At 65.5% G+C, this 15,200-nt stretch carries 15 protein-coding genes; 9 read left to right on the top strand and 6 right to left on the bottom strand.

Annotation, left to right across the window (positions count from 1 at the left end; genetic code table 11):
• Positions 1–9 precede the first annotated feature (9 nt).
• Together ACSQ9I_RS35240 and ACSQ9I_RS35245 are read left to right on the top strand one after the other, a co-directional pair.
• Positions 10–1,077 (top strand): hypothetical protein, encoded by a 1,068-nt coding sequence (locus tag ACSQ9I_RS35240; protein WP_436316610.1) that lies wholly within the window; start codon positions 10–12, stop codon positions 1,075–1,077.
• Complete coding sequence (locus tag ACSQ9I_RS35245) at positions 1,077–2,276, top strand: NnrS family protein (RefSeq protein ID WP_436316611.1); 1,200 nt, start codon at positions 1,077–1,079, stop codon at positions 2,274–2,276. Before ACSQ9I_RS35240 ends, ACSQ9I_RS35245 begins: the two co-directional genes overlap by 1 nt.
• Positions 2,277–3,140: 864 nt before the next feature.
• Here the strand turns inward: ACSQ9I_RS35245 and ACSQ9I_RS35250 are convergent.
• Positions 3,141–4,694 carry a sialidase family protein gene (locus ACSQ9I_RS35250; RefSeq protein ID WP_436316612.1) on the bottom strand — a complete coding sequence of 518 codons (1,554 nt, stop codon included), beginning with the start codon at positions 4,692–4,694 and terminating at the stop codon, positions 3,141–3,143.
• Between the two features lie 305 nt (positions 4,695–4,999).
• The gene (locus ACSQ9I_RS35255; RefSeq protein ID WP_436316613.1) at positions 5,000–5,281 is read right to left on the bottom strand and encodes a hypothetical protein; all 282 of its coding nucleotides are present in this window, start codon (positions 5,279–5,281) and stop codon (positions 5,000–5,002) included.
• Positions 5,282–5,555: 274 nt separating this feature from the next.
• Between ACSQ9I_RS35255 and ACSQ9I_RS35260 the strand changes: the two genes are divergently transcribed.
• From ACSQ9I_RS35260 to ACSQ9I_RS35275, 4 genes are all read left to right on the top strand, one after another.
• Positions 5,556–6,305: a hypothetical protein gene (locus ACSQ9I_RS35260; protein WP_436316614.1), complete on the top strand. Its 750-nt coding sequence runs from the start codon at positions 5,556–5,558 to the stop codon at positions 6,303–6,305.
• Between the two features lie 181 nt (positions 6,306–6,486).
• Positions 6,487–6,843, top strand: a complete 357-nt coding sequence (locus ACSQ9I_RS35265; RefSeq protein ID WP_436316615.1) for a TraR/DksA family transcriptional regulator — start codon at positions 6,487–6,489, stop codon at positions 6,841–6,843.
• Between the two features lie 168 nt (positions 6,844–7,011).
• On the top strand, positions 7,012–8,232 hold the full coding sequence (ubiM, locus tag ACSQ9I_RS35270; protein ID WP_436316616.1) for a 5-demethoxyubiquinol-8 5-hydroxylase UbiM: 1,221 nt from the start codon (positions 7,012–7,014) through the stop codon (positions 8,230–8,232).
• 280 nt (positions 8,233–8,512) lie between these two features.
• The gene (locus ACSQ9I_RS35275; RefSeq protein ID WP_436316617.1) at positions 8,513–9,742 is read left to right on the top strand and encodes a hypothetical protein; all 1,230 of its coding nucleotides are present in this window, start codon (positions 8,513–8,515) and stop codon (positions 9,740–9,742) included.
• A 9-nt stretch (positions 9,743–9,751) separates the two neighbouring features.
• On the opposite strand, the gene ACSQ9I_RS35280 is transcribed toward ACSQ9I_RS35275, so the two are convergent.
• Positions 9,752–10,183 (bottom strand): hypothetical protein, encoded by a 432-nt coding sequence (locus ACSQ9I_RS35280; protein WP_436316618.1) that lies wholly within the window; start codon positions 10,181–10,183, stop codon positions 9,752–9,754.
• A 181-nt stretch (positions 10,184–10,364) separates the two neighbouring features.
• Between ACSQ9I_RS35280 and ACSQ9I_RS35285 the strand changes: the two genes are divergently transcribed.
• Positions 10,365–11,150: a YoaK family protein gene (locus ACSQ9I_RS35285; protein WP_436316619.1), complete on the top strand. Its 786-nt coding sequence runs from the start codon at positions 10,365–10,367 to the stop codon at positions 11,148–11,150.
• A 234-nt stretch (positions 11,151–11,384) separates the two neighbouring features.
• On the opposite strand, the gene ACSQ9I_RS35290 is transcribed toward ACSQ9I_RS35285, so the two are convergent.
• Entirely contained in the window at positions 11,385–11,969 is a 585-nt protein-coding gene (locus tag ACSQ9I_RS35290) for a hemerythrin domain-containing protein (RefSeq protein ID WP_436310836.1), read from the bottom strand.
• A gap of 116 nt (positions 11,970–12,085) precedes the next feature.
• Here ACSQ9I_RS35290 and ACSQ9I_RS35295 point away from each other — a divergent pair, with 116 nt between their 5' ends.
• Positions 12,086–12,547 (top strand): NUDIX domain-containing protein, encoded by a 462-nt coding sequence (locus tag ACSQ9I_RS35295; RefSeq protein ID WP_436316620.1) that lies wholly within the window; start codon positions 12,086–12,088, stop codon positions 12,545–12,547.
• Here the strand turns inward: ACSQ9I_RS35295 and ACSQ9I_RS35300 are convergent.
• Together ACSQ9I_RS35300 and ACSQ9I_RS35305 are read right to left on the bottom strand one after the other, a co-directional pair.
• Positions 12,537–13,931: a trypsin-like peptidase domain-containing protein gene (locus ACSQ9I_RS35300; RefSeq protein ID WP_436316621.1), complete on the bottom strand. Its 1,395-nt coding sequence runs from the start codon at positions 13,929–13,931 to the stop codon at positions 12,537–12,539. The genes ACSQ9I_RS35295 and ACSQ9I_RS35300 overlap by 11 nt on opposite strands.
• Position 13,932: 1 nt before the next feature.
• On the bottom strand, positions 13,933–14,355 hold the full coding sequence (locus tag ACSQ9I_RS35305) for a universal stress protein (protein WP_436316622.1): 423 nt from the start codon (positions 14,353–14,355) through the stop codon (positions 13,933–13,935).
• 135 nt (positions 14,356–14,490) lie between these two features.
• Here ACSQ9I_RS35305 and ACSQ9I_RS35310 point away from each other — a divergent pair, with 135 nt between their 5' ends.
• Positions 14,491–15,012 (top strand): universal stress protein, encoded by a 522-nt coding sequence (locus tag ACSQ9I_RS35310; protein ID WP_093110378.1) that lies wholly within the window; start codon positions 14,491–14,493, stop codon positions 15,010–15,012.
• Positions 15,013–15,200: the final 188 nt, after the last annotated feature.

The raw sequence follows: 15,200 nt of genomic DNA on the forward strand, positions 1-15,200 counted from the left end.
GGTGCGCTGGTGACCGTCTCCTTGGTGGCAGGTGTCGCGGGCGGACTTTGGCGGCTCGGCGTCGCGGTGCCGGATCCGCTTTCCTTCGCCTGGACCGGCCAGGTGCTGCTGGTGCATGCGGCCCTCATGATCTGCGGCTTTCTGGGCACGGTCATCGGCATCGAACGCGCAGTGGCCGTCAAGCATCGTGCGGCTTTCCTCGCGCCGCTCGCGTCGGGCTCCGGCGCGCTGTGCCTGGTCCTTGGGCAGCAGGCCGCCGGCGCGTGGCTCGGCGTGGCGGCGGCGGTGTCCTTCCTTGCGGTCAACGCGGTCGTCGTGCGGCGCCAACACGCCGCCGCCCACACCCTGCTGTTGCTGGTCGGCGCGGCCGCATGGGTGACAGGCAACGTTCTGTTCGCGCTGGGACATGGCGGCAATGCAGTTTTTCCCTGGTGGTTTGCCTTTCTCGTCATGACGATCGCCGCCGAACGCCTGGAGATGACGCGGCTCATGCGCCGACGCCCGAGCGCCAGCGTCACGCTGCATGTCGTGCTGTCGCTGCTGCTGGCGGGCGCCGCATGGTCGGGCGTGGCGCCGCGCGCCGGTGGGCTGGTCTACGGCACGGCGCTCGTGCTGCTCGCCGCGTGGCTGGTGACCTTCGATGTCGCGCGACGCACGGTGTTCGCGCACGGCATCAGCCGCTACATGGCGGTCTGTCTCCTGGGCGGCTACGCCTGGCTCGGGATCGCCGGCGTGGCGTGGGCCACGACGGCGCTCGGATGGGCCACCCGCGACGCAGCGCTGCACGCGTTGGGACTCGGCTTCGTCGTCAGCATGATGATGGGGCACGCGCCGGTCGTGCTGCCGGCGATCGCACGGGTCAAGCTGCAGTTCGGCGCCTTCTTCTATCTGCCGCTGGCTGCCCTGCATCTGTCGCTCCTGATGCGGCTCGTCCTGGGGACCTTCAGCGAACCGCTGCGCGCCGCCGGCGCCTCATTCAACGCAGCGACGATCGGCTTCTTTGCCGCCACCGTGGCCGGCGCGGCCGTGGCGTGGCGACTCCAACACGGCGCCGCCGGCGCCAGAAAGACCCAGTAATGGCGCCCTTCACCGCCGTCAAACGCGCGCAACCACCCGCGGCCCAAGAAGGGCCCGGCTTTGCCCTGTGGCAACTCGGCTTCCGACCGTTCTATCTGCTCGCGAGCGCCTTCGCCGCGCTGTCCATCGGCCTGTGGGCGATGCAGTTCGCCGGCTGGCTGCCGGGGGCCTACCTCCAGGGCCCGCTGTGGCATGCACACGAAATGCTGTTCGGCTTCGCCCTCGCCGTGATCGTCGGCTTCCTCTTCACCGCGGGGCGCAACTGGTCGGGCCAGCCGACGCCCGTGGGACTGCCGCTGGCCGCCCTGGCGGCGCTGTGGGTGGCAGGGCGCGTCCTCGTTCTCACGCCCTTCGCCTGGACGGCCGCCGTCGTCAACGCGGCGTTTCCGCTGGCGTGCGCGGTGGCGCTGGCCATCCCTCTCGTGACTGCACGCAACCGCCGCAACTACTTCTTCATTGGATTGCTGCTGGTGCTGTCGGGCGCTGCATTCGCCTTCCATCTCTCGGCCCTCGGCGTGATCCAGACGCCGACATGGATCGGCATCCAGTTGGCCCTGGATGTCCTGCTGTTCATCATGGCGGTCATGGGCGGCCGGGTGATCCCGATGTTCACCAACAACGGCATTTCCGGCGCCAATGCGACGCGACACCCCCTGATCGAGAAGGTGGCGCTGGGCTCTCTGATCGCGCTGCCGATCAGCGACGCAATGGGTCTGCCGTCGCTTGTCGTGGCAGCCATCGCCGTGCCGGCGGCGCTCGTGCATCTCGTGCGTTGGCTGCTCTGGCAGCCCTGGAAAACGCTGAACAACACACTCGTTCTCGTGCTGCACCTGGCCTACGCGTGGATTCCCGTGCACCTCGCGTTGCGGGTGTTGGCATTGCATGGCTGGGTGTCGCCGTCGCTGGCGACCCACGCGCTGACCGTCGGCGCGGCCGGGGGGCTCATCATCGGGATGATGGTCCGCACGGCGCGAGGTCACACCGCTCGAATCCTGCGCGCCGACCAGGTCGATACCGCCTGCTTCGTGCTGGTGCTGCTCGCCGCGCTCGTGCGGATTCTCGTGCCGCTCGTCGCACCGTCCCAAACCCTCGCCGCCGTGCTTGGTTCCGGTGCCTTCTGGACATTGGGCTTCGGCCTGTACGCCGTGCGCTACTGGGCCGTGCTGACCCGCCCCCGCCTGGACGGCAAGCCTGGCTGAGCTCGCCGACCTCCATACGCATTCGCGCCACCCAACGCCTGCATCATGTCAAAGCTTCGCATATTCATGGCCGAGGACAGCGCAGCGGCCCGCGTCCGCCTCACGGAAGACCTCAGCCACTGCGCTGACCTCGCCATCGTGGGATGCGCCGACACCGAGCTCCGAGGCCTGACCTGGCTGGTCGAGCACCCGCACGGCTGGGACCTGGCGATCGTCGATCTGGCCTCGCCAGTGTCGTTCTGCACCTGTCGATCGGCGCCGAGGACGCAAACCCCGAGGCGTTGCGCATCAAGGACTTGGGAGCAGATCTGCCAAGCTACTTTGAACCCGCTGCGCAACAGAGGTTGAATTTTCGGGCGGGTTTTTACCCATCTTTGAATTTTCCGTGTCGCGCGAGCCGGTCACGAACTGCCGGCGGCCGGGCGCGAACAGCCGGTTGGGGCTGTTGCGGTCCTTTAGCATCAAGAGAAGCTGATCTTCGTCAAAGTTTCTGAACGGCCATCAAGAGACATCCGTGTGCTCCAAAGGCGCCGCAGGCAACGACCGCTGCCCGAGTACGGCAGTCATACGTCGACGTAGGGCGTGGGAATTTCTCCAGGGCGGACCTGCATCGTGGGCCGTGGGCGACAACACGAAAGCTGGTCGATCGTCAGCTCTGCAGCCCTGCAACGGATGCCATCCGCGCGCTCAACGCAGAGGCCCTCATCGACACCCAGCTCGGCCTGTTCAGCGCCGCGAAGGGCCCGTGCGTGCAAATCGTCCACCTCGACCGCGCCGCGATGCATGCGCCCGATCCACGACTCGGGTCCGCCGCCGCGACGCCCAATCTCAAGCACCGCCCGAACCGTTCGCACACGGCCATCGTCAGGGCTGCCGGATGAAAACGATGCTCTGGCGGTCGTGGCTGTCGACGAACACGCCATTGTTGTTCTGCGGGAAGACGACTGGCAGACCTAGGTTGTTGGCAACGGTGAAGGCGGCGACGAAATCGGTGCCGACGGTCGAAAGCCCGACGTAGTCGCCGGGGAAGAAGCCGCGCTGACCGGTGATGACCATCTGCCGCATGTCGAACGATTGCGGCGTGAGCCGCCGCTCGCCGAGGTAGTTCAGGTCGGCGTCGAACAGCGACAGCCACACGTCCGTGCTCAACGCCGGATCGCCGAGCACGTCGTTGCGCCAGTCGTAGAAGAGCACGCCGACCCGGCCTTGCGCATCGACCGCAACGACCGGCAGGAACGCCTGCACGCTGGCGGGCGTCCCCTGGTTGACGCGCACCGGCGTCGACCACGTGGCGCCGCCGTCGCTCGAGCGCGCGACGACGATGCCGGCGCCCCCTTGGGTGTTGGCGTTGCCGTCCTGCCAGGTCATGTAGAGCTGGCCGGACGTGCGGTTGACCGCGATGTTGGGGATCTCCTGCGCATCGCGGACGGGGATGCCGAGTTCCGGATCGACCGCGGTGATGCTCGCGAACGAGGCGACGCGCGCGTCGACGCGCGTCCAATGCTTGCCCTGGTCGAGCGAGCGAAGGATCGCCTGCTCGAACGTGACGCGACCCGCGGCCCGATCGACGAGGATGCGAAAGAACGCGTTCACCAGCGTGCCGTTCGGCAGCACGACGATCTGCGCGCCTTGGCGAAACACGGCCTGCTGGGCAGGCGCCGCGTTGCCCATCGTGGCGATCGGGATCGCCGGCGACCACGTCTGCCCGCCGTCGGTCGAGCGCGCGAACACGAGCGACACGAACCCGGTGCGGAACACCGTCCACGTCGCGTACACGAGCCGCGAATCGAACGGATCGGCGGTGATCGCGTTCTTGTCGTGGAACACTGAGCGCCCGGGATCCTGCGCCGGGTTGCGCGCGATGACGACGGGCGGCGACCACGTCGCGCCGCCGTCGGTCGAACGGGCGACGACCATCGCGTTCTCGTTGGCCGAGTCTTGCACGACCAGTGCCATGTAGTGCGCGGTGCCGTTCGGGCTGAAGCTGATCCACGGATCGCTGCCGCGCTCGAAATCGCCGGCCGAGCGGGGTACCGCGCCGGAGCAGCGCGTGAACGGAATGACCACCTGCTGCCAGGTCGCGCCGCCATTGAACGTATACGCGGCGCCGAGGCTTTGTGCGCCGCCGGTGCTCCAGCGGTCCTGGTGCCAGCCGGCGATCATGTTGCTCGGATTGGTCGGGTTGACCGCGAGGTAGGGTTCAGACTCGCTGTTGCGATAGACGACGCCGAGCTGCGGCGCGCCGTTGCACGCGGTGACGGCGAGCGGGTTGTTCGGGTTGCCGCCGTCGGGGTTGAGGCTCAAGCCGCTGATCAGCACCTGCGCGCGCGCCGCATCGGGCGCGCCAGCGAGCACTAGGCCCAGCATCGCCGCGCCGAGGAACGCCGATCCGCGCGCAAGCCGTGGAAGCTGTGACATGCCTTCCTCCTGCTGTATCGAAGGAGGCCACATCGTGCGCTCGCCACGAAAGCTATGTCAAGGCATGTGCTGCGTGGCGCGCGCGTGGAGCCAACGGCGTGCCCCCTGCGGAAACCGGGTGGCAATGGCCGGTCTCGAATTGTCAAGCGGGCGTTCGACTCGAAATTTGCTAACAGCAGCAATGGGCCGAGAGCGGCGTTGAGCGACTGCTTTTTGGCATCAACATTGAATGGCTGGTGATGGCCGCATTCTGCCGAAGAGCTTTCTGCCAGCCAGCCAGCCATGCGCGCTGCCGGCATGTGCATCTATCGAAGTCTGGAGCCGCCCGGGTTTGCTGCTTCCTCATCTCGCCTAATTGGGTAATACGGCTTCTTCTCGTCCAATTGGTAGAACAGCAAGCCATGAATTCCCATGGCTTGTGCTTTGACTACGCGCCGTGTCCATAGCGCTTTGAACGCGCTGTTGAGCGTTGCTTCATCAAGCCCGCGTTCGTAGACCTCATCGATGAACGCGACGTCCTGTCCAGCCGGGAAAATGAGCGAGAACTCCTCGTCAGTCGCGGCAAGGATGTCGGAGACGCAATTCACGGCGCCGTCGATGACCTGGAAGGTCCGCTCATAGCCCTTTGCACTCGCTCAGCCGTCCTGAAAGTGCTTGATCCGGTGTGGTGCTTGGGCCCGCGCGCCACGGGATCTTCACGCGGCGCGCCACCGAACATTCGAACATTCCCGTGTCGCGCCTGCGGACCTTGGTGTATGCGGGCCGTCCAACGGCCATGTACGGCGGCTTGGGGCCACAAAGGCGAAGGTCGGCAGTGTCAAGCGCTGCCAGAATCGTGCAAGATGTATCCGGGACCGCAACATGGGCGCCGCACTTTACGAGCCGATCAATGTGTACAAGCCTGTGGCGGCAAACATCGGAGTTGTCGACGGGCCCTTTGAATACCTGACCGTGGCTGGCGTCAGGCTGCCGCTACCGTTCACCACCCGCATGACGGTGGTGCGCCTCTCGAACGGCGATCTTTTCCTTCACTCGCCGACAAAGTTCGATCGCAAGCTTGCAGACGAGCTTGAGCACCTCGGGACTGTCCGGTATCTGATCTCCCCCAACCAGTTCCACTATGCCCACATTGGGGAGTGGTTGAACGCCTTTCCGGATGCCGTCGCATGGGCTTCGCCGGGCGTACGCAGAAGGAGCAGAGCGCGGCGCGTGGAGATCCGTTTCGGGAGAGACCTCGATCTGGACCCGCCGGGCGAATGGCGGAACGAACTGGACCAAACGCTGTTTCCGGGTGGCTACTTCAAGGAATTCATCTTCTTCCACCGGGAATCAGAATCTCTCATTGTGACGGACGCCATCATCAACATCGAGTTGGACAAGATGGACGAGCCTTGGCGAACGTTCACGAGGATGAGCGGGATGTACTACCCACGCGGGCAGGTGTTCTTCGGGATGCGCCTGCCGCTGTTGTTGCAGCGGAAAAAGGCAGCTGCGGCCATCGCGAAACTTCACGCATGGCGGCCTCGCCGCATCTTGCTCAGTCATGGGCGCTGCTTCGACGCGGATGCAGACGCGGTTATCCGCCGGATTTTCGGAAAGCTTGGGAGGTGAGAATCCGATGGCTGCTCCTGGGCCGACGGCTGTCACACGCCGTCAGGCCAGATACGGACAAGGTCGCCCGCTGGCAGCTGCGCGGAGTTTTGGGGCGACGCGGAATTTGACGCGGATCAAATCCCGGGCGAATGGACATCCGGATACTGGCGGCCAGTCAACCTCATCCCGAGCCACCAGCATGAACCACATGAAGCCGGAAGATCTGCAGTCCTTCATCGAGCGTCTGGACATCCTGAAGCGGTGGGCGCTCAGCGAACGCGCCCAGCTGCACGACGGCCGCGCCGAGCATGCGCCCGACGCGCGGGCTTCCGAGCCCTGCCCTTCGTCGGCTGGGGAAGTCGGCAATGTCACGGCCTTCGCTGCCGTCAAGGTTCGTCGGCCGACGCTGCAGGATATCGAACAGGCACTCCAACGCATCTCCCTGGGCCTCTACGCGCTTTGCCTCGATTGCGAGCGTGTCATCGCGCGCGAACGCATGCTGATCGAACCGGCGGCCATCCGGTGCCACGCCTGTCAGTTCAGGCTGGCCCGCTGAACGCTGGAGCATTGCAGCCAAACTCGCCCTCGCCCACGGCGCTCGACCTGAAGCGCCGCGTGTTGAACTTTCGGGCGCCAAGGCCCGTTTCGCCAACCCTTGACCTCCGTCAAGGTGAGCGCTGCTGCGCCGCCCACAACCCGGCTCCTCATCCACGGAGGAAACTGAATGCAGCAGGATCGTGACGTCCTCATCGTCGGCGCCGGTCCGACCGGGCTGGCTTTGGCCATTGCCCTGGCCGACGCCGGCTTCACCGCTACCGTGCTGGACGCACAGCCGCGCGAGGCCCTGGCCGCCCCGGCCGAGGACGGACGCGACATCGCGCTGACCCACGCCAGCGTGGCCACGTTGCGCGCACTGGGACTTTGGCAGTGCCTCTTGCCCGAAGAAATCGGGCGCATCCGGGAAGCGCGCGTCATGGATGGCGATCGGCAGCGCTCGGCGCTGTCCTTCAACGCGCACGGCCACGGCGCCGACGCGCTGGGCTGGATCGTGCCGAACCATGCACTGCGCCGCGTCAGTTTTGCAGCTGCGGCACAGCGCCCGGGACTGCGTCTGATCGATAGCGCGCAGGCGCTGCGCATCGGCACCTTGTCCACGCACGCGGAACTTGAGTTCGGCACCTCACCGGGCGCGCCGCACCATCTGCGCGGCCGCCTGCTCGTCGCGGCGGACAGCCGATTCTCCTGGTCCCGCCGGCAGCTCGGCATCGCGGCCGACATGCATGACTTCGGCCGCACCATGATCGTGTGCCGGATGCAGCACGACCTGCCACATGACGACGTCGCGTATGAGTGCTTCGGCTACGAACGCACGCTCGCGGTGCTGCCCGCTGCGGGCCATGTCTCGTCGGTCGTGGTGACCACCGACGCCGCCGCGGCGGCGCAGCTGTTGGCATTGCCCGAACGTGCGTTCGCGACCCTGGTGGAGCGCCAGTTCCGCGGCCGGCTGGGCCGCATGCAGCTGCTCGGGCAGCGCTTCGCCTACCCGCTCGTTGCCGCGTATGCCCGCCGCTTTGCGGCCCTGCGCAGCGCGCTGGTCGGCGACGCGGCCGTCGGCATGCATCCGGTCACGGCCCACGGCTACAACCTAGGATTGCAAAGCATCACCTCTCTCACACACGCACTCTGCGCAGCCCGCGCCGCCAACCAGGACATCGGCGCCGCCGCGGTTCTGGCGGGCTACGAACGCAGGCATCGTCGCGATTCGGCCCTGATCTACCACGGCACGAATGCCGTGGCGAAGCTCTATGCCAGCACCAGCGCACCGCAGCGCTTCGCACGTCAGCTGATCCTTCGCGCGGCCCAGCATCTGCCACCGCTGAAGGCGGCGATCACTGCGCGCCTCAAAGGCCAGGGCGGCCTGCAGTTGCCCGGAGCGGCTCCCTAGCCTGGATTTCCACGCACCACTATTTGGGTAACGCTGCTCGATAGGAGCAGACCGCTTCTGCTGTGTTGGCGGAGGGGCCTGGCCCTCCAGCGTTAGCAGTTGGTGCGCCTACCCCATCATCTCGACGGCCCCACGCGGGGCCGTTGGCATTTCTGCATTGCTTGTGCCAGTCCACGCCAATCTCTCGCCAAGCCGCATGCAGCTTGAGGTTCCCGATCTTTGATGGGTACCGATGGGATTGTCGTTGACACCGCCATTCTCCATATAGCACAATGCACGTATGGGTATAGGCGTACCTAAAGATCTAACAGATATCCGACGATTCTTCGCCGAGCCCTCCCATCCCCGCCAGCGCCAGTACGAAGCGCTGCGCGCCTTCTTCGTCGAAGACCGCCCCTCCCACGAGGTCGCCCGCGCCTTCGGCTACACCCCCGGATCCTTCCGCGTGCTGTGCCATCAGTTCCGCCGCGATCCCGATCCGCAGTTCTTCCACTCTCCCAGTCCCGGTCCACGCACCCAGCCGCTCAAGTCCAAGGCCCACGACCTGGCCGTGGCCCTGCGCAAGCAGAACCATTCGGTCTACGAGATCAGTCAGGCACTCAAGGAGCACGGCACGCCCTTGAGTCCCACCGCCGTGCGCGAAGTGCTGCGCGAGGAGGGCTTCGCGCCGCTGCCGCGGCGCGGCGACGACGAGCGACTTGAGCATCTGGGCCCCACCGCTGAGGCGGTGGCCGACGTGCGCGAGTTCGCGCTACAGCCCGGCACGCAGTTCACCACACGCTGCGGTGGCTTGTTCCTGTTCTTGCCCGATCTGGTGCGCCTGCAGCTCGAGGAGATCGCCGCGCGCGCCAAGCTGCCGGGCTCCAGGATGATCCCCTCGTCTCACGCCCTGCGTTGCGCGCTCGCGCTCAAGCTGTGGTCCATCGAGCGCAAGAGCCATGTCATGGCCTTGGTCACCGATCCGGGCCTGGCGTTGTTTTGCGGCTTGAACGTCATCCCCAAGAAGAGCTACCTGTGCGAGTACTCCTCGCGGGTCGAGCGTGAGCGCACCGTCGCGCTGCTGGCGGCCTGGCACCGCGCCGTCACCGACGAGCAACTGTTCGACGCCCACTCTTTCAACCTGGACTTCCACTCAGTGCCGTACTACGGCGACGATCCCCAGGTCCAGCGCCACTTCGTGTCCGCGCGCAGCCGCGCCCAGCCCAGTGTGCTGGCCTTCCTCGCGCAGGACGCGAGCGGCCGCGCCTTTTGCTACTCCAACGCCGATCTGCGCAAGGGTGAGGAGGCCGAAGAGATCTTCCGCTTCATCGAGTTCTGGAAGCGCCAGCACGGCGCGCTCCCGCGGCACCTGGTGTTCGATTCGCGCCTGACCACCTATGCCCACCTGGCGCGTCTGGATCAGTTGGGCATCACCTTCATCACGCTGCGTCGCCGCTCGGCGGCGCTGCTGCAGGAGGTGGCCGATCTTCCCGATTCGTTGTTTCGCGTATCCATCTCAATGCCTCCATGACCGAGGACGCTACCTGGCTGCCGGAGGCTTCGCCCCTTCCCGGTCCATCATCATCTGCATCATCATTTCCATCATGTCCATGCGGCGCTCCATCATGTCTTTCTGCCCGGTTGGCCCCGCCGGCATCGAGGACATGCCACCGTCTTGCCTCGGCATGCCGCTCCTCATCTGGCCCATCATCGACATACCGCCCTGCATTGCGCTCATGTGGTCCTTCATCAGCGCCGCACGCTCTGCCGGCGTCTTGGCGGCCTTCATCTTTTGATGCATGTCGTGCATCAACTTCATTTGCTCGTCGAGCTTGGCGGTGTCGGCCTTCGCTGCGGTGCTCGCGGGGTGATGTGCGGCGTGTTCATCCGCCTTTTTGGCTCCCGCCCCTGGGAACGATGAACAACCGGCAAGCGACATCAGCGCTGCGGTGATGAGGATCATCTTCTTCATTTCAGTTCCTTTCGATGCGAATGCAAAATCGGCGGCAATCGCCAAGAGCATGCTCGCTGCAGTTGCTTGCTTCCTTGACGAATATCAATCGCACAGCTTGATGCAACATCTGTGCGGACCTTCCGTTCGCTACCACCAGGATCTATTGCCGGACGCGTAACATCTGGATTTCGCCATCGAAATGCCCATCAACTACGCCAGACGCCTTACAGGTCGAAAACGAACCGCGAATGCGAATCGCCACCTGGGATTCGCATTGGCATTCGTGGCCGGGGCCATCAATGCCGGTGGGTTCCTGGCCGTCCAGCAGTACACCTCTCACATGACGGGCATCGTCTCTTCGATGGCCGACAACCTTGTCCTGGGCGTATACGACGTGGTGCTCAGCGGGGCGGGCGGGCTGTTGTCGTTCCTCGCAGGCGCTGCAAGCTCAGCAGTCCTGGTCAACTACGCACGGCGCCGCCGAATGCACAGCGAGTACGCGCTGCCGCTGTTGACGGAGGCCTCTTTGTTGATCTGCTTCGGCGTCCTTGGTGCCCGACTGTCCGATATGCGAGGCCTTTTTGTTCCAGTGACGGTGATGCTTCTCTGTTTCATCATGGGACTGCAGAACGCGGTGATCACCAAGCTGTCGCATGCCGAAATTCGAACCACCCACCTCACCGGCATCGTGACCGACATCGGCATCGAGCTTGGGAAGTTGTTCTATCGAAATGCCGCCGGCCCGCCTTCGCATCTGCGCGTCATGGCCAACCGAGACCGCCTGCGCGTTCTCACGCTTCTCGTTGTTTTCTTCTTTGCCGGCGGTGTGCTTGGCGCTGTCGGCTTCAAGCACGTCGGCTACGTCTCGACCGTGCCTCTCGCCCTGGTACTGCTGGGGCTTGCGATAGTTCCGGCGGCCGACGATCTGACGACTCTTGCGCGCCGCTGGGGCCGCGCGGCCAGGCACTCGCGAAAGAGCAATTGACGCCCTCCTCTCGCGAGAGCCGGGGACTCGTGCAAGAGTCCCGGGACGCATCGAACTCCCTACTGCGCCAGCACCACGTTCGGCAAGGCCACCTGAGGGCCAGGGCAATCATGGGCACGATCGCCTGCCGCCGACACAACGTCCGCGATCGAAATGCGCTCTCCGCCGGAAGCGGTCCAGCCGCATCGCACCAGGCGACGGACGTCTTCCGGGCGCATTGGCCGATGGACGACGTCAGCTGGCTGCGCCCAACCCGATCGGCGCAGGCACTGCGTTGACAATGCGCGTGAAGAGCGCGCGGTAGTCCGCTTCAGGTTCGCATCCGGTCAATGGATCGCGGTTGGTGCTGAATGCCTCGTCGAGGTCTGCCCAATCGTCGTCGGTGAGCACCCGTTCGGCCAACGGCAGGATCTCCCTTTCTTCCATCGCCATGTGAGCAAGATAGAAATCAACATAGCGCTCTGCCGCCTCCTCGAAGGCCTGCCGGCGCGGCTCGCCGATCATCTCGAAGCCGAGCAAGGCGTGTTCGACCTCGCGGATTCTTCGCTCGCCACGCGCATGGTCGTCGTCCAGGCGATCGAGCAGTTCGCGCGAAAGCGGTGTCCGCGCACGCAGCTTCGGAAACAGCAACTCCGACTCCTTGCGGTGGTGCCGCTTCTCGGGAAACTCGTCGACGTAGAACAGCATCGCCCGCAGCGCGCCGAAGTCAGGCAGCGTGCCTTGCCGTCGATGCTGCGCCAAGAGCAGCAGGACGGAACGCAGCATGGCCGACAGGGCGGAGTGCTCGTCGCGGATGATTCTGGTGGTGGTGTGGGTCATACAAATCCTTGGAAGGCTCTAGACTCCCATGGAGTTCGGGACGCGGCCTTGCTGCAGATCAAATGAAGGTCGCTTCGACCTGCGCAAGGTCCCAGTGCATGGTCCAATGCGCGCAGATGGCGAAGCGAAGTGCTGGATTGCTCATGTACCGTCGCAATGACGGTGTGCTCGAGGTGCTGCTGGTGCATCCCGGTGGGCCCTTCTGGGCGCGGCGCAACGAGGGTGCATGGTCCTTTCCGAAGGGCGAGTACGACAATGAGGTCGAGACTGCCCTTGACGCCGCCAAACGGGAATTCGCCGAGGAGACCGGCTTTGCGCCCGGCACGCGCCACGTGAGCCTGGGAGAGGCTCGCCAGCGCAGCGGCAAGCTCGTGTCGGCCTGGGCCTTCGAAGGCGATTGCGATCCGCAGGCGCTCGAATCCAACAGCTTCGAGCTCGAATGGCCGCCGCGATCAGGGAACTTCAAGAACTACGCGGAAGCAGACCGGGCTGCCTGGTTCACGACGGCTGCAGCGCGCAAAAGCATCCTTCCCGGGCTGGTCGTTTTCATCGACCGGCTCGAAGCGCTCAGCGTGTGAGCCCGACGGGCGGCGTCATCGGCACGAAGGTGGTGATCGAACCGCGCCGGATCAGCAGGGCCACGGTCTCGCCCTGCGGGACCGATTCGAGCGCTCTGTCCAGATCGCTGATCCCGGAGACGCCGACATCGTTGACAGCCAGGATCACGTCACCGAAGCGAAGACCTGCCCGCTGGGCGGATCCCGAAGTGGATCTCACATAGAGTCCTGGCTCGAGCAGCCCGCCCGTCTGCTTGGCTGTGCGCTCGACCAGGTCGAGGCCCAGGCGCGGCTCGCGTCCGTCCCGGGAGGCGACGCGCTGCGGAAGATCGGGTGCGCTTTGCGCAACGGTGAGCTTCACCGTTAGCGGCGCCTTGCGACGCCAGATGCTCAGCGTGATCGAAGCGCCGGGGCGGGCAGCCGCAACGCGCTGCTGGATTTCCGGGTAGGCCGTCGCCGTGTTGGTGTCGACGCCCAGCACGACGTCACCGCTGCGAAGGCCCGCATTCGCCGCCGGTCCGCCGGCATCGACACGCACGATCAGCGCCCCCAACGCAGCGTCGAGCCCGAACGCGAGCGCAAGATCCGAGGTGAGCGCCTGAGTTCGGGCACCAATCTGCCCGCGCGTCACGCGCCCCGTCGACCGGAGCTCGGCGGCGACCCGCATGGCCGTGTCGATCGGCAGGCTGAACGACACCCCTAGATACCCGCCGCTCGCGGAATAGATCATCGAGTTCATCGCGACGACTTCGCCGCGCTTGTTAAAAAGAGGCCCCCCCGAATTGCCGGGATTAAGCGCGACGTCGGTCTGGATCAGGGGCTCGCCGGTGCCGCCGGGCAGGAAGCGCGGATTGGCGCTCACCAAGCCGGCGGTCACGCTTTGCTCGAATCCGAATGGCGCCCCCAGCGCTGCCACCCATTCTCCGGCGCAGAGGCGCGCGCTGCTGCCGATGGCAGCGACCGGCAGGTTAGTCGCGGCGATCTTCAGGAGCGCTACATCGGTGCGTCGGTCGAGCCCGACGACATCGGCCGGCCAACGACGCTGCCCGCCGACGAGGACCGCTGTCTCCTGGGCCCCGAGCACCACGTGCGCGCTGGTCAGCACGTACCCGTCGGCGCTGACGACAATGCCCGACGCAGAGGCGCGCTCCGATCCCGGTCGGGATCGGGCCAGCATCCCGCTTTCATCGTTGTCGCCCCACTCTGTGCCTTGCCCGATCGCCAGCACGCTCACCACAGCCGGTGCCTGGCGTGCCACCGCTGCCACGAAGTCGACGCCCTGCCTCGGCGCGTCGGACGGGTCAAGACAGGGCCCGTCGCGAGACCATGCATGCGTGGTGCCCAGGAACGCCAGCGCGCCGAGCGTCGCCGCCACGACGCCGCGCGCGAACGGCTTGCTCAGCATCTCAGCGCACCAGCAGGATCGGCACCGTGCATTGCGCCAACACCTTCGTGGCGACGGAGCCGAGCACGAGATTCTTCAACGCGCCGGCACCGTGCGATCCCATGACCAGCAGATCGAACTTTCCCGCTTCTGCGTACGCAGCGATCTCGTCGGCCGGATGGCCCACTTTGTGAACCAAGGCCGCCTCGATACCGTGCTCCGAAAGGAACGCTCGAATCGGCTCAAGCACCAGCCGCGCGTCATCTTCGTAGTAGCCATGAACGAGTTCGGGCCCCGCGAAGGCAGCAGCCCGGTGTGGTACCGGGAGAACCGCATGGAAAACCGTATAGGTGTGACCCGCGCCCAGCCCGTCCTTGTGCGCTGTCAGGTAGGAGAGCATGCGCTTCGTGTAGTCGCTCCCATCCACTGCGAGAAGAATCTTCATGATGTTCCTTCGATTGAAAGTCCCGGATGGCCTGATGTTCGTTGCGCGCTCATCGATTTCCTTTGCGCCAAATCAATATGCAGCGCGCCATCATTCCGATACTGACCGTCTCAACCTGCACCGAAGGAGCGCGTCATGTACCAGCAGATCCTTGTTCCCATCGACGGCAGTCCGACATCGCGGCACGGCCTGGACGAGGCCATCCGCGTCGCCAAACTCACGCAAGGAAGGCTGCGGCTGCTCCATGTGATCGACGAACTGTCCTTCGCCCTCGCCATGGACGCCTACGCGGGATACGCCGGTGACTGGCTGAACGTGCTGCGCGAGAATGGCAGGCGCCTTCTCGATGAGGCCGCGGCCACCGCCCAGGCCGCCGGCATTGAAGCCGACAAGGTGTTGTGCGACAGTTTTGCGGGCTCGGTCCATCAGGTGGTCAATGCCGAAGCCGCCAAGTGGCCCGCAGACTTGATCGTCCTCGGCACCCACGGCCGCCGCGGGGTCGGCCGCGTCGTCATGGGCAGCAGCGCGGAGCACATCCTGCGCTATGCCTCGGTGCCGGTTCTGCTGGTTCGTGCGCCGGAGGGCGAATCGAAGGGCGAACCGGTCCAGGCGCCGACGAGTGTCAGCTTGCCGACCGGGGCGCTGGCCTTCGAGTGATTGGCTGCGCGTCGTCGCCTCACCAACATACGAAGGATGGGTCGCGTATCACCGCATTCTGTTCCCGTCGATGGCAGCCCGACATCGAATCGCGGACTCGAAGAGGCCAAGCGCGTCGCCAAGCTGACCCGTGGACGGACTTCGGCCACCATGATGCGCCGGGCCTCCTGCAGCCGCAGCATCGTTGT

Origin of the sequence: Variovorax sp. LjRoot84, from assembly GCF_964254305.1 — a bacterium.
Lineage (GTDB): Bacteria > Pseudomonadota > Gammaproteobacteria > Burkholderiales > Burkholderiaceae_C > Variovorax.